The following is a 12,822-nucleotide window of genomic DNA, read 5'->3' on the forward strand; positions in this document are numbered from 1 at the left end:
ACAAGATAGCGTGGATCGCTGGATGGGTGTTGACTTACGTATGCCCGGATGAGTGTAGGCGCCCTCCGTCGGCGCCTTTTCACATTAAGGCAACGCCATGTCCAGGGCCACAAAGCTCAAGGCTCTACACTCGGATGACGCGCACGCCACGCTGCCAGCAATTCACGGTAATGCTGTCGCGCTTCCTCGTAGTCATCGAAGATGCATGGATCGCAACCATTACCGCAGCAGTCGCCCGGATCAGGCTCAACAGGCGGCGTCGGTGGCGGATCGTCGCGTAAATCTTTATCGTCGGGAACAGGCAGGTCGTCGTTCATGGGCAAACAAAACTTGACGTCACCCACATGGTAGCCCGATACCACCACCTCACGTTTGAGAGTCGTCCCCGGGAGCACTCAATGCGTCAGTTTTCTTTCTGCTGTCACCCGTCATGGATCGCCAGCTTGCTGCTGCCTTTGTCGCTGCTTGCGGCTGGCGGCGTGGCTATGGCACAGACCACCCCCTCGCCTTACCGCATCGTCGGCTACGCCAACGGCTGGAATCCGGTGCAAACCAAAGATGCCAACAAGATCGACACGCTGATCTTCGCTTTTGCCCATCCGCAAGATGGCAAAGTGGTGATTGCCGACCAGGATCTGAAGAACCTGCATGACCTGCTCGCGCTGAAAAAGATCAATCCGAAACTCAAGGTGGATATCTGCGTGGGCGGCTGGAGCGTGGGTGGATTTTCCGAAGCGGCCAGCACCGAAGCCGGGCGCCGGCAGTTTGCCGACAGCGCCGCGCAACTGGTGGCTGCCCAGCATGCCGATGGCCTGGATGTGGATTGGGAGTATCCCGGCCATCACGAATCCGGCATCAAGTCGAGCCCACTGGACAAAACCGACTACACCCTGCTGCTGAAAGCGATCCGCGCCAGCCTTGATCGCGTCGGGGCCGAAAACGATCGCGCCGGCGCCCATCACTACACACTCAGCGTAGCGATTGCCGATGGCCCCTTCGTCGACGACATCGACATCGCCGCCATCAATCCGTACCTGGATACGTTCAATCTGATGACGTATGACTTCGTCAACGCCATGACGCCCACTACCGGCCATCACACTGGCCTGCATCCGTCGGCGCTTATCAAAGGCGATGGACGCACGACGGATCGCGCCGTGCAACAGTTCCTGGCCGCAGGTGTCGCACCCGGCAAACTATTGATCGGTGCCGCACTCTACGGCCGCGAGTTTGCCGATGTGAAACCCGACCACAACGGCCTCTACCAGACCTATGGCCATTACCAGGGCGGACACAATTGGCCGGAACTGAAGCAGGACTATCTCAACAAACAGGGTTTCGTGCGCTATTGGGATGCTGATGCACAGGCGCCGTGGCTATGGAATGCGCAGACCCACCACTTCATCACCTACGACGATCCGCAGTCGATTGCCGCGAAGACGGCTTATATCAAAGCACAGCATCTGGGCGGGATCATGTATTGGGAGCAGACGGCTGATCCGAGTGATGAGTTGCTGGGCGATATGTGGAAGGGGTTGCATTAGTCCAATGGCACTAGTGCCATTGCCGCTAAGCCCCGGAGCGCCCACTCAGGATTTTTAGAGATTTCGCTGAACGTCACCGCATGACCACTTTGCATCCAGCCGTATGGACGGCTATTCTGATTCGCCGCACGAGGATGAAAATCCGATGAAAAAGCTGATGGCTCTACTCGCCGCCTTGTTGATCCTGGCCGGCTGCTCCTCCGGCTCTGGCGACTCGAACCGCCAGACACTCACCGTGGCCGCCACCGCGGTACCACACGCGGAGATCCTCAAAGAGGTCAAGCCGATCCTCGCGAAGGAAGGCGTGAACCTCGACATCAGGGTGTTCGCCGACTACGTGCAGCCCAATACACAGGTGGCAGAAAAGAATATCGATGTGAACTATTTCCAGACCAAACCATACCTGGATGCGTTCAATCGTGAGCGCGGCACCCACCTGGTGATCATTACCGGCGTGCACATCGAACCCTTTGGTGCGTATTCGCACAAGATCAAGTCAATCGACCAGTTGCCCGATGGCGCCACGGTGGCCATTCCGAACGATCCCAGCAACAATAGCCGCGCCTTGCTGCTGCTCGCCAAGAATGGCCTGATCACGTTGAAGGACCCGAATAGCGAACTGGCCACGCTCAAAGACATCACTGCCAATCCCAAGAACCTCAAGTTCAAGGAACTGGAAGCCGCGATGCTGCCACGCACGCTGGATGAAATGGATTTAGCGATGATCAACACCAACTACGCCCTGGCCGCCGGCCTCAACCCAACCAAAGATGCGCTGCTGATCGAGGACAAGAATTCACCTTATGTGAATTACCTGGTCGGCCGCCCGGACAACCAGACCGATCCTCGGGTGCAGAAGCTGGCGCAGGCGCTTACCAGTCCGCAGGTGAAGGCGTTTATCGAACAGAAATATCATGGAGCGGTGTTGCCTGCGTTCTAAGGAGCCGGGAATCGGGAATCGCAAGAGCAACGCACGCCATGCTCTTAGGCATTCCCGATTCTCGCCCCCATTCCCGCCTATCAAGCCACCGACTCCGCCTCAGCCGGGCCCGGAATATCGAACACCTGTCGCAAATAGGCGACATACGCATCGTCCTCGCACATGTTCTTGCCGGGTGAATCGCTAAGCTTGGCCACCGGCTGCCCGTTGCATCGAACCATCTTGATCACGATATTCAACGGTGTTGGTCCCACGTCGTTAGTGAGGTTGGTGCCTACGCCAAAGGCAAGTTGACAGCGCCCGTGGAAGTGTTCGTACAGCTTCATCACCTTGGGAATATCAAGGCCATCGCTGAACACCAGGACCTTGCTGCGCGGGTCGACGCGATTGGCCTGGTAGTGCGCCAGCACGCGTTCGCCCCAGGCAAACGGATCACCCGAATCGTGCCGCGTGCCGTCGAAAAGTTTGCAGAAGTACATGTCGAAATCGCGCAGGAAGGCGGCGAGCCCGTAAACGTCCGAAAGCGCGATGCCCAGATCGCCGCGGTATTCCTTCGCCCAGGCTTCCAGTGCCGCCACTTGCGAATCACGCAGACGCGGCCCCAACGCCTGGTGGGCCTGTAGATATTCATGCGCGAGTGTGCCCAGCGGACGCAAACCCAGCTGCCAGGCCAGCCACACGTTGCTGGTGCCGGTCAGTTGCGCACCCAGCCCTTCGTGCAAGGTGGTCGCCACCTCCCGATGCCATTGACGAGAGAATCGCCGGCGAGTGCCATAGTCGGCAATGTGGCATTCAACATAGCCGGGCGTATCGCGTAGTAGGGAAATTTTTTCCTGCAAGCGACGACGGCCTTCGGCCAAGTCCAGGTTCGGATAGGTATTGCGAAAGTAGACTTCGTTGACGATCGCCAGTAACGGCACTTCAAACAAAATCGTGTGCAGCCACGGCCCACGGATGCAAATCTCGATCTCGCCATTGCCCCGTGACGATGGCGAGATATCCACATACTTGGCATTGAGCTGGAACAACACCAGGAAGTCGACGAAGTCACTCTTGATGAAGCCCCAGCTACGCAGGTAGTCCAGCTCCTCCTCGGTGAAACGCAAGCTGCATAATGCATGCAGCTCCTGGCGAATCTCATCGACATGGGGCACCAGGTTCACACCGGGATTACGGCACTTGAAGCGATACTCCACGTGCGCAGCAGGGTATTGATGCAGAACCACCTGCATCATGGAGAATTTGTAGAGGTCGGTATCGAGCAGCGAACTAACGATCATGGATCGTTTCCATGTCGGTGGAAAGGACATGCCGAAGCATGGAACCACTGCGCTAAAGCGCGGCGTGGGTCAATTATCCTGCCGAAGTCGTTGCCAGAAAAGATAAAACCCCGGCAGCCAGGGGAATAACCGCCGGGGTTTGTTAGGTCGCGTTCCCTGGGGGAGGGTAAAACGGGAACCGACCCCTGGATCTCACGATGCTCTGTGCTATCCGCTCGTCGCCTCACGGCGATACGACTACTTAGTGTGGCCGTTGCGAATGAAGTTCAAGGTCGAAGTGGAATCGGTTCAGCTTTCGATAACCCACCCATGTCTCAACCAGACGGCTTCATCCGCACCGTTTCTAAGTACTTGTCGTTCAAGGAAATTAGCATGCTACGTCGCTACCTGAGCTTGTTAGCTTTGTGTTTCATCCTGCCCCTACACGCCGCTGATCCCAGTAGTCCCCGCAAGGTATTTTCCCGCTTGGCCTTGGGTTCTTTTGCCAGCGCGCGCACGCGTGCGTAGAAATCAGGCCACTGACCATCAGCCTGTTTGAACAGCATGGCAAACACCTGCACCCATTGATCGTAAAGACCGAATGGCAACAAAGTGGCGTTATTGATTGGCTGCGCGACCCAATCGTCATAGCGATGATCGTCAGGCCAATGCTGGTCTCGCCAGGCTGCATAGCGTGCACGGAAATCGGCGATCTCGCGCTGCTTGTCCGCAGCCATGGCTTGTGCATCTTCGCCGCTGGCGTAGCGCTTTTTCAGGCGATCGCGCAAATCGAGCACCAACTGGGTAAAGCCATCTTCCATCGCTTGATCGTGACCATCGCCTTCCGGCTCACCGCGTGAGCGGTGCCACTCTTTCAACCCCTGATTTTCCACGAACATGGCGTAGCTTTCGTTGAAAGCCGTGTCACCTTTCACGTAGATCAACTGGTGCGCGAGTTCATGGAAGATGGTGCCGACCAGTTCGTCATTGTCCCAGTGCATCATGCTGCTGAGGATGGGATCGGCGAACCAGCCTAGTGTGGAGTACGCCGGAACGCCTCCCACGTAGACATCGTTGCCTTGCGTCTTGAGCTTTCCGGCGCTGGCCTTGGCTTTTTCCGCATTGAACCATCCGCGATACGCCACACATCCGGCAATCGGAAAGCATTGCAGCACCGCATCTACTGAAAAACGCGGCGTGGCGTACACATTCCACACCACGTACGGGCGATGCAGTTCAACGTAATAGGTGTAGCTGCGGTTGCGCGGCAGGTCCAAGTGTTGGGAGGCAAATTGCCGTGCCTGCTGAGAGAGCCGTAAACGTGTAGCTCGTTTGGGATCCGTAGCCGGATCAGCAATCACTTTCTTCACCGAACGCCGCTGCAACAACAAAGCACTTTCACCGTGCGTAACGTGTGCGTAGTAACGAAGATCGGCACAGGCACTCATCACGGCCACTACCCAGATGGAGGAAATCAGTCTGATGCCGGGAATAAGAATGTGTGGTCGATTCATCCCCGTATTCTTACGTAAGACTCTTTAGCCGTGTTCAGCCGCAGAACTCAGTGGCCACCCCAATGACCGCCTCCCGAACTGCCATGCCCGCTGTTTCTGCCATGGCCGCGGGAACCACCTCCATGACCATACCAGCCGCCACGGCCGCTCCAATAACGCCCGCGTCCGTAGTAACCACCACCCCAGCAGCAGCCGTAATAACCGCCCCAATAACCATACGGGTAATAACCGTACCCGTACCCGTAGTAGGGATAGTTGTAGACGACAGTGGGGGCCGTCCCATAGTAGGTGTCCCCCACTACGCCGTTACCTTGCACGTAGCCGTAACCGGGGGCGATATAGCAGCCGGACAGAAGAACCATCAGCGTTGCCAGTGTCAGCGCGGCAAGCAGGCGCTTGATTGAGTGTTTCATGGCGGGAGCTCGATGCAATCCACGCAAGCTACGTTAGTCCTGTACGGCTAAATAAGCCCTGAGCGGGAAAGATAAGGCCGGCTTCTATTTCACTCAAAGCTGGCACACGCGGACATACCAAACGGGCATGTCTGTTTCGATCAGCTTTTGCCGTTTTTGCCCTGATCGCCATGCGCATGTATCACATGGCTGGGCGCAGTATCACCGGAATGGTTGTCATGTTGGTTATTCGAGTGGCCGTTATCGGCATTCGGCACCGATGTAGCGCCTGGCCAGACCGGCCCCTGTCTGACGCGTTCCTGCTTGGCTTGCAGCAGCAACGCCTGAATATGGGCAACGGCTTCCTCCGGACTGATATGAGGCGCGGAGGAAGTCGCGTCACCCGTCTCGACGGGCGGAGGAACGGTCACTTTTGCAGGCTTCAGCTTCTTCGGCTCGACTTTCTTCGATACAGGCTTCGCGGCTATTGGCGATGCAGCCGGGGCTGGCTTGACTGCGACCGATGGCATGACGGGGCCTTGGGTTGCCTTACCGGCCGTTTTCTTCACCGCCGCCGTCTTACCACCAGCGATCTTTTTCGCGGGTGCCTTCTTCGCCGGATTCTGGCGAACCGATGTCGGAGATACCTTGGGTGAGGAGGTTTTCTTTACAACCTTGCTTACGGCTTTCTTGCTGACCGCTTTCTTGCTGGCCACCGTCTTTTTCACCGTCTTTGGTACAACTTTCTTCGCAGCCTTTTTGCTGGCCGCGGTTTTCTTAATAGCTTTTTTGCGCGTAACGGTCGGTTTCGGAGCCCCCTTCTTCTTGCTCGCACTCAAGCCTTTGAATGCCTTGCGAGCCACGGACTTCTTCGCGGCAGACTTGCGGGTCGTTGCCATGCGTGCGTACTCCGACGGTGAGCAGTGACCAAACAATGACATCATCATGATGTATGCGCCATGAGCAAGTGCCGGAAATCACATGCCCGGCTGCGACAAAGCGCCCAGAAAATGCGGCAAAACCGCCGGACTCATCACCACCGTAAATACCACGCCATACGCGGCGCCCCACAAGTGGGCACTGTGATTAATGTTGTCGCCTCCGCGCTGATCCATGTAGATCGAATAGCCCACGTAAAGCACGGCATAAATGATTGCCGGCATCGGAATGAAGAACACCAGGATGCGCGACCACGGCGCCAGCATCACAAAGCCGAATAGCACCGCGGAAACAGCGCCGGAAGCGCCCAGGCTGTGATAGTTGGCATTGTGTCGGTTCTTCAAATACGTCGGCAGTATCGAAACAATCAACCCACCCAAATAGAACAGGCCAAAACCAAATGCACCCAGCACCTGGTTGTAGAACGGCTCCATCGCGCGCCCGAAGAAATACAGGGTGAGCATGTTGAATAGCAGGTGCATGCCGTCGGCATGGATCAAGCCATAGGTCACCAGCCGGTAATACTCCTTCTTCCGCTCGATGGCAGGCGGCCACAGGATCAGATCGTCGATCAGACGGCGGTTATTGAACGCCATGAACGAGACGATGCAGGTAGCAGCAAGAATGATCAACAAGGTAATCGGCATGTGACGAATCAGACAAAGTTTTGGAATGGGAGCATCTTGACGTTCGCGGGCTGCGTTGTCGACGGCTAAAATGCACGATTATGTCAAGTCCGTGCCATTTCCCGCCGTATGAAACCGATCCGCTACATGCATTTGGATGTCTTCGCCGCGAGCCCCGGCGGTGGCAATCACCTTGGGGTTGTGATTGATGCCACCGGCTGGAGCGATGCGCAGATGCAACGCTACGCGCGCTGGACAGACCTGGTGGAAACTACTTTCCTGCTGCCACCCGACCATCCCAAGGCCAGCTACAAGGTACGGATTTTCACGCCGCGGAAGGAAATCGCCTTTGCTGGACATCCCAGTGTGGGCAGCGCCCATGCAGCGCTCGAGTGCGGACTAGCCGTACCGAAAGATGACTTGCTATGGCAAGAATGCGGCGCCGGTGTACTGCCCATCCGCGTGGAAGGCAGCGGCCCACGGCGCAGGCTGTTGTTGCAATCGCCCGAGGCTCGCGTCGTGAAAACCGGCCTGCATGCCCATCCCCTGCTCGCCGCCACCCTCGATAGCATCGACCTTGGCAAGCTGCCGCCCGCGCTGGTTGACGGCGGCCGCCGCTGGTGGCTGGCCGAGTGCGCGGATGAGGCAAGTCTGCGTGCATGGAAGCCAGACCACAGCGCCATCGGCGCGCTTGCCAAGCGCCTGCGGCAGTATGGGGTTGTGTGCTTTTGCCCGCAGCCATCACCCTGACTATCAACTGGTCGTGCGTGCATTTCCTTCCGGTGTGGGCATTGTCGAAGATCCCGCCTCCGGTGCCGCCAATGGTTTGATCGCTGCCTATTTGCTGCAAGCTGAGCCGGATGGCCCACTCGCGCGTGGCTATTCCGTCAGCCAGGGACGCGAGATGGGTCATGATGCGCTGCTCATTGCGCACCGCGTGGATGGCGGCATCTGGATCGGCGGACTGACCCATACAGTGATTGATGGCACGCTATATTGGCATGGCGCTGGATGAACGATGACCAGGAAGCTGGTCAAGCACCGTGTTCCACTCCTTCACGCGCTCGGCCTGGGTCTCCAGCAACGCATCCACGTCGCCTTCCACGATGACCTTCTCGATCTTGTCGCCCTGCTCGATGGCGTCGACCACTTTCTGATCGTCGGCGCTAAGCACTTCGCCGAACACACTGTGCTTGTCGTCCAACCATGGCGTGGGGCCATGGGTGATGAAAAACTGGCTGCCATTGGTGCGCGGACCGGCATTGGCCATGGATAGGATGCCCGACTTGTCATGGCGCAACGAGGCATCGAATTCATCCTCGAAACGGTAGCCCGGCCCACCGCGGCCACTGCCTTCGGGGCAGCCGCCCTGGATCATGAAGTCAGCGATCACGCGGTGGAACGACAAACCATCGTAATAACCGCGACGCGCCAGATTGACGAAATTGGCCACCGTCACCGGCGTCTTGTCGTCGTGCAGGCGCAGATGGATGGGGCCGCGGTTGGTGGTGAACGTGACATGGATGGCCATGAGTATTCCTTGCAGTGCTTACGGAGTACGGGCGCCCGGCTGGGCAACAATCCGCAAGGATAACGCCAGTGGGGGCCGGTTGTAACAAACTGCACCGGTTAGGATGCAAACCCCAACATCGCCATGTCTGGTTATTGCGCCATATTGGGGTTTTCACCCCAAGCTACAGGCCGAGCATGCTCTTCCGCAGCGCCCCCTCACCGCGCGCCGTACCCGCTGCGGGTGCCGACAACTCAGCCGGCCAAGGCTGTCCCTGGAACAGATGTGCCCACAAGCGATCCAGCGCTACATAGCCATATGGCAACAATGGCAGATGCCTGTCGCCAAAACCCGGCAAGGCCAGGAAGGCGTCGAAGTGTTGCGCGTGTGGCACTTTCCAATACAGCGGTGTGCGTCCTTCTGCGCGCAGCCAGGCGACATAGGGCTCGGAAGTGAAGGCTGTCGGCAAAAGGCCGTCATCCGCACCATGCAATACCCACATCGGCAAATCCTTGCGTGGCAAACGCGCAGACAGTGCCTGAACCGACGTATGCAACGCACGGGAATCAGCATCATCGTCCGTCCACAAGCTTCGCAAACCAGTGATGCCCGTGAGTTGCGGATCAGCGCTGCTGTCCGTGCCCCCAAACAAGCCGACGCCGTTGCCCGGCGGAATGCCCGATGCATCCGCCCACCAGCTTGCGCGGGTAGCGTCGTCGGCCACGCCAGGCTTGCCATCGACAAGCGCTTCGTAGTGATAGCCGCAGGGCATGTTGTCCGCACCGCGGCGCAAATAGGCACAAGCGTAGGCGGCACCGATCACCCGCCACAGATCCAGCGCAGTGGATAAAGCCGCTGCGGCCATCGCCTGATCGGTCCATCCGGTGCCACACAAATGTTCATACGCTTCCTTGGCTTGCGCGTCGAGCGTGGTCGCTTTCAGCAAGCCTTGTGCATGCAGGCTTGCGCAACGCGTTACCCAGGCCGCATGCGCAGCGCCGTGTGCATCACGTGCGAACGGCGTGGCGGCAAAACGTTCGTCGACCAGGGCACAAGGCAACCACAAAGCCGCTTCGCTCATGTAGTCGTACAAAGCGCGCCCATGTCCCGACGTGTGCACATTGGGTTCCAGCGCCACCACGCCAGCGAGCAGGTGTGTGTCATCCAGGCCAGCCGCCTGCAGCACCGCGCCGCCACCGTTCGACAAACCGGTCGCAATGATCTTCGTGTTCTGCGCTGTAAACGGCGCCTGGTCCGGAAAGGCGCGGCTCAGCATCGCCAGGCCAAATTGCGCTGCCTGCAATACGTGCCAGCCCCAATTGGCTTCCGGGTTATCGCCCGAATGCGCATGCTTGACGGCAATGCCTTGGCCTTGCTGCGTCGCCGGCTCGAATTCGAGCAAGGCGGTGCCACGCTTCGCGCGCTGGCCATCGAGCGCGACGCCGCTGTCGTCAGAAAAATCGAAATAACCGGAACCGGCGCCCTTGTCGGTATAGGCCACCGCACAGCCATGCGGCAGGCCCCACGCACCCGCCAGCGCCATCGCGCCGTAGATACCGCGCGAACCGGACGAAGCCGTGACCACCAGGCAACGATGGGTCTTGTCGAAGTTGTCGGGCACCTGCACCAGCACGCGATGCGGCGCACGCGCACCCGGATTCCTGGCGAACGCCTGATATTCGCGGCCAGGTACCGCGGAAACGCCGCCATAGACCGTGCCATAGCCACCCAGCGGGCCAAGATCGGCAATGCCCTTCCAGCCCGCTTGGATCGCACGCCGGCGCAATTCCTGCACGGTGGGGTGTTGCGGGTCTGCAAAAGGCGACAGCGCTCCTTTCAGGCCGGCCAGGCCGAGCCCGGCACTAAGCAGGTCATCCTTATCGCGATGCGTGGTGACGCACACCTCGCCCTGCACAAATTCGATCTCTTGCATTAAAAGCTCCGTCGAAGACGCCCGCACCATGCCGGCAACCCAGGCCCGTATGGCGATGATCCCCAGATCTCAGCTTAGGTATCTACCTGTTTAACCACATCAAGCAAGCTGTCACATAACCCCGTATAATTCGCAGGTTAACCCTTACCGAAACCTGCGCGGCGGCCCTACGGCCGACCCAAGCCCACTCCCATGTCCATCGAAAACCTGCGCAATATCGCCATCGTCGCCCACGTCGACCATGGCAAGACCACCCTCGTCGACCAGCTCCTGAAGCAGTCGGGCACCTTGTCCGAACGCACCGTGCTGGCCGAACGCGTGATGGACAGCAACGACCAGGAAAAGGAACGCGGCATCACCATCCTGGCCAAGAACACCGCGATCACCTGGCGTGAAAACCGCATCAACATCGTCGACACCCCAGGCCACGCCGACTTTGGCGGCGAGGTGGAGCGCGTGTTGTCGATGGTGGACACCGTGCTGATCCTGGTCGATGCGATGGATGGCCCGATGCCGCAGACCCGCTTCGTGACTCAGAAAGCCTTCGCGATGGGCTTCAAGCCGATCGTGGTGGTCAATAAGATCGATCGCCCGGGCGCACGTCCGGAATGGGTGGTCGAGCAAGTGTGGGATCTGTTCGACCGCCTCGGCGCCACGCCGGAGCAGATGGACTTCCCGATCGTCTACGCCTCCGCGCTGAACGGCTACGCCTCACTCGACCAGGATGCCCGCGAAGGCGACATGATTCCGCTGTACCAGGCCATCATGGACCACGCGCCGAAACCGGAAGTCGATCCCACCGGACCGTTCCAGATGCGCATCAGCCAGCTCGATTACAACAACTTCGTTGGCGTCATCGGCATCGGCCGCATCCAGCGCGGCACGCTGAAAAAGAACATGCCGGTGGTGGTGATCGACCGTCACGGCAAGAAGCGTCAGGGCAAGGTGCTGCAGGTGCTGGGTTTCCTCGGTCTTGAGCGCATCGAACAGGACAGCGCCGAAGCGGGCGATATCGTCGCCATCTCCGGTATCCAAGAACTGACCATCTCCGACACCGTCTGCGCGTTGGACACCCCAGAAGCGCTGCCGGCACTGACCGTCGACGAGCCGACCATCAGCATGACCTTCCAGGTGAACAACTCGCCATTCGCCGGCAACAAAGATCTCTCCGGAGGCAAGTTCCTCACCAGCCGCCAGCTCAAGGACCGCCTCGACCGCGAACAGGTGCACAACGTGGCACTGAAAGTTGAGCAAGGTTCCGACGCCGATAAATTCCTGGTCTCAGGCCGCGGCGAACTGCACCTGTCGGTGCTGATCGAAAACATGCGCCGCGAAGGCTATGAACTGGCCGTGTCGCGTCCGGAAGTGATCATCAAGGAGATCGACGGCCAGAAGATGGAGCCGATCGAGCAATTGGTGGTTGACGTGGAAGAAAATCACCAGGGTCCAGTGATGGAGCGTCTCGGCGTGCGCAAGGGCCAGCTCAAGAACATGGAACCGGACGGCAAGGGCCGTGTGCGCCTGGAATACATGATTCCCGCACGTGGCCTGATCGGCTTCCAGAACCAGTTCAAGACCCTCACCCAGGGTTCGGGCCTGCTGTTCCACGTGTTCGATCATTACGGCCCGAAGGAAGAAGGCCAGATCGCCAAGCGCCTCAACGGCGTGATGATCGCCAACGCCGGCGGCACCACCCCGGCCTACTCGCTGGGGCCCCTGCAGGAACGCGGCAAACTGTTCGCCGCCGAAGGTGACAACGTGTATGAAGGCCAGTTGGTCGGCATCCACGCCAAGGACAACGACCTCACCGTCAACGCAATCAAACCCAAGCCGCTGACCAACATGCGCGCCTCAGGCAAGGACGATGCGATCCAATTGACACCCGCCACCAAATTCTCGCTGGAGCAGGCACTGGATTTCATCGACGATGACGAATTGGTCGAAGTCACGCCGAAGGAAATTCGTCTGCGCAAGAAGTATTTGACGGAGAGCGACCGCAAGAAAGCATCGCGAAGCGCAGGCTGATGATTGTGTGAGATAACGAAAGGCCGCCGCAAGGTGGCCTTTCTATTTCTGACCTCGACTGCGCACGAACCTCAAAGTCGAGCTAGCAGGTGCGCCCTGCCGGGCGCACCAAGAAATACCTGCGCGCTGACTAACGCGGT

Annotated in this window: 11 protein-coding genes and 1 pseudogene; 4 read left to right on the plus strand and 8 right to left on the minus strand. The window is 58.8% G+C overall.

Annotation, left to right across the window (positions count from 1 at the left end):
• Positions 1-116: 116 nt before the first annotated feature.
• The gene (locus tag EO087_RS05015) at positions 117-317 is read right to left on the minus strand and encodes an oxidoreductase-like domain-containing protein (protein ID WP_128897908.1); all 201 of its coding nucleotides are present in this window, start codon (positions 315-317) and stop codon (positions 117-119) included.
• A gap of 81 nt (positions 318-398) precedes the next feature.
• On the opposite strand from EO087_RS05015, the gene EO087_RS05020 reads away from it, so the two are divergent.
• Both EO087_RS05020 and EO087_RS05025 read left to right on the plus strand, forming a co-directional pair.
• On the plus strand, positions 399-1,544 hold the full coding sequence (locus EO087_RS05020) for a glycoside hydrolase family 18 protein (RefSeq protein ID WP_240669132.1): 1,146 nt from the start codon (positions 399-401) through the stop codon (positions 1,542-1,544).
• Positions 1,545-1,689: 145 nt separating this feature from the next.
• Positions 1,690-2,484 (plus strand): MetQ/NlpA family ABC transporter substrate-binding protein, encoded by a 795-nt coding sequence (locus EO087_RS05025; RefSeq protein ID WP_128897910.1) that lies wholly within the window; start codon positions 1,690-1,692, stop codon positions 2,482-2,484.
• Between the two features lie 80 nt (positions 2,485-2,564).
• On the opposite strand, the gene pncB is transcribed toward EO087_RS05025, so the two are convergent.
• The 5 genes from pncB to EO087_RS05050 form a co-directional block, all read right to left on the minus strand.
• Positions 2,565-3,764 carry a nicotinate phosphoribosyltransferase gene (gene pncB, locus EO087_RS05030; RefSeq protein ID WP_128897911.1) on the minus strand — a complete coding sequence of 400 codons (1,200 nt, stop codon included), beginning with the start codon at positions 3,762-3,764 and terminating at the stop codon, positions 2,565-2,567.
• Between the two features lie 383 nt (positions 3,765-4,147).
• Entirely contained in the window at positions 4,148-5,257 is a 1,110-nt protein-coding gene (locus EO087_RS05035) for an aminopeptidase (protein WP_128897912.1), read from the minus strand.
• A 47-nt stretch (positions 5,258-5,304) separates the two neighbouring features.
• Positions 5,305-5,670, minus strand: coding sequence for a hypothetical protein (locus EO087_RS05040; protein WP_128897913.1), 366 nt, complete (start codon positions 5,668-5,670; stop codon positions 5,305-5,307).
• Between the two features lie 140 nt (positions 5,671-5,810).
• Positions 5,811-6,548, minus strand: a complete 738-nt coding sequence (locus EO087_RS05045; protein WP_128897914.1) for a hypothetical protein — start codon at positions 6,546-6,548, stop codon at positions 5,811-5,813.
• Between the two features lie 78 nt (positions 6,549-6,626).
• Complete coding sequence (locus tag EO087_RS05050; protein ID WP_128897915.1) at positions 6,627-7,235, minus strand: rhomboid family intramembrane serine protease; 609 nt, start codon at positions 7,233-7,235, stop codon at positions 6,627-6,629.
• Positions 7,236-7,343: 108 nt separating this feature from the next.
• Between EO087_RS05050 and EO087_RS05055 the strand changes: the two are divergent.
• Positions 7,344-8,229: pseudogene (locus EO087_RS05055) on the plus strand (PhzF family phenazine biosynthesis protein).
• Here the strand turns inward: EO087_RS05055 and EO087_RS05060 are convergent.
• Positions 8,206-8,745, minus strand: coding sequence for a peptidylprolyl isomerase (locus EO087_RS05060; protein WP_128897916.1), 540 nt, complete (start codon positions 8,743-8,745; stop codon positions 8,206-8,208). The pseudogene EO087_RS05055 and the gene EO087_RS05060 overlap by 24 nt on opposite strands.
• Before the next feature lie 163 nt (positions 8,746-8,908).
• Positions 8,909-10,657 carry a 3-hydroxybutyrate oligomer hydrolase family protein gene (locus tag EO087_RS05065; protein WP_128897917.1) on the minus strand — a complete coding sequence of 583 codons (1,749 nt, stop codon included), beginning with the start codon at positions 10,655-10,657 and terminating at the stop codon, positions 8,909-8,911.
• Positions 10,658-10,849: 192 nt separating this feature from the next.
• On the opposite strand from EO087_RS05065, the gene typA reads away from it, so the two are divergent.
• Positions 10,850-12,682 (plus strand): translational GTPase TypA, encoded by a 1,833-nt coding sequence (gene typA / locus EO087_RS05070; protein ID WP_128897918.1) that lies wholly within the window; start codon positions 10,850-10,852, stop codon positions 12,680-12,682.
• Positions 12,683-12,822 lie beyond the last annotated feature (140 nt).

Origin of the sequence: Dyella sp. M7H15-1 (genome assembly GCF_004114615.1) — a bacterium.
Taxonomy (GTDB): Bacteria; Pseudomonadota; Gammaproteobacteria; order Xanthomonadales; family Rhodanobacteraceae; genus Dyella_B.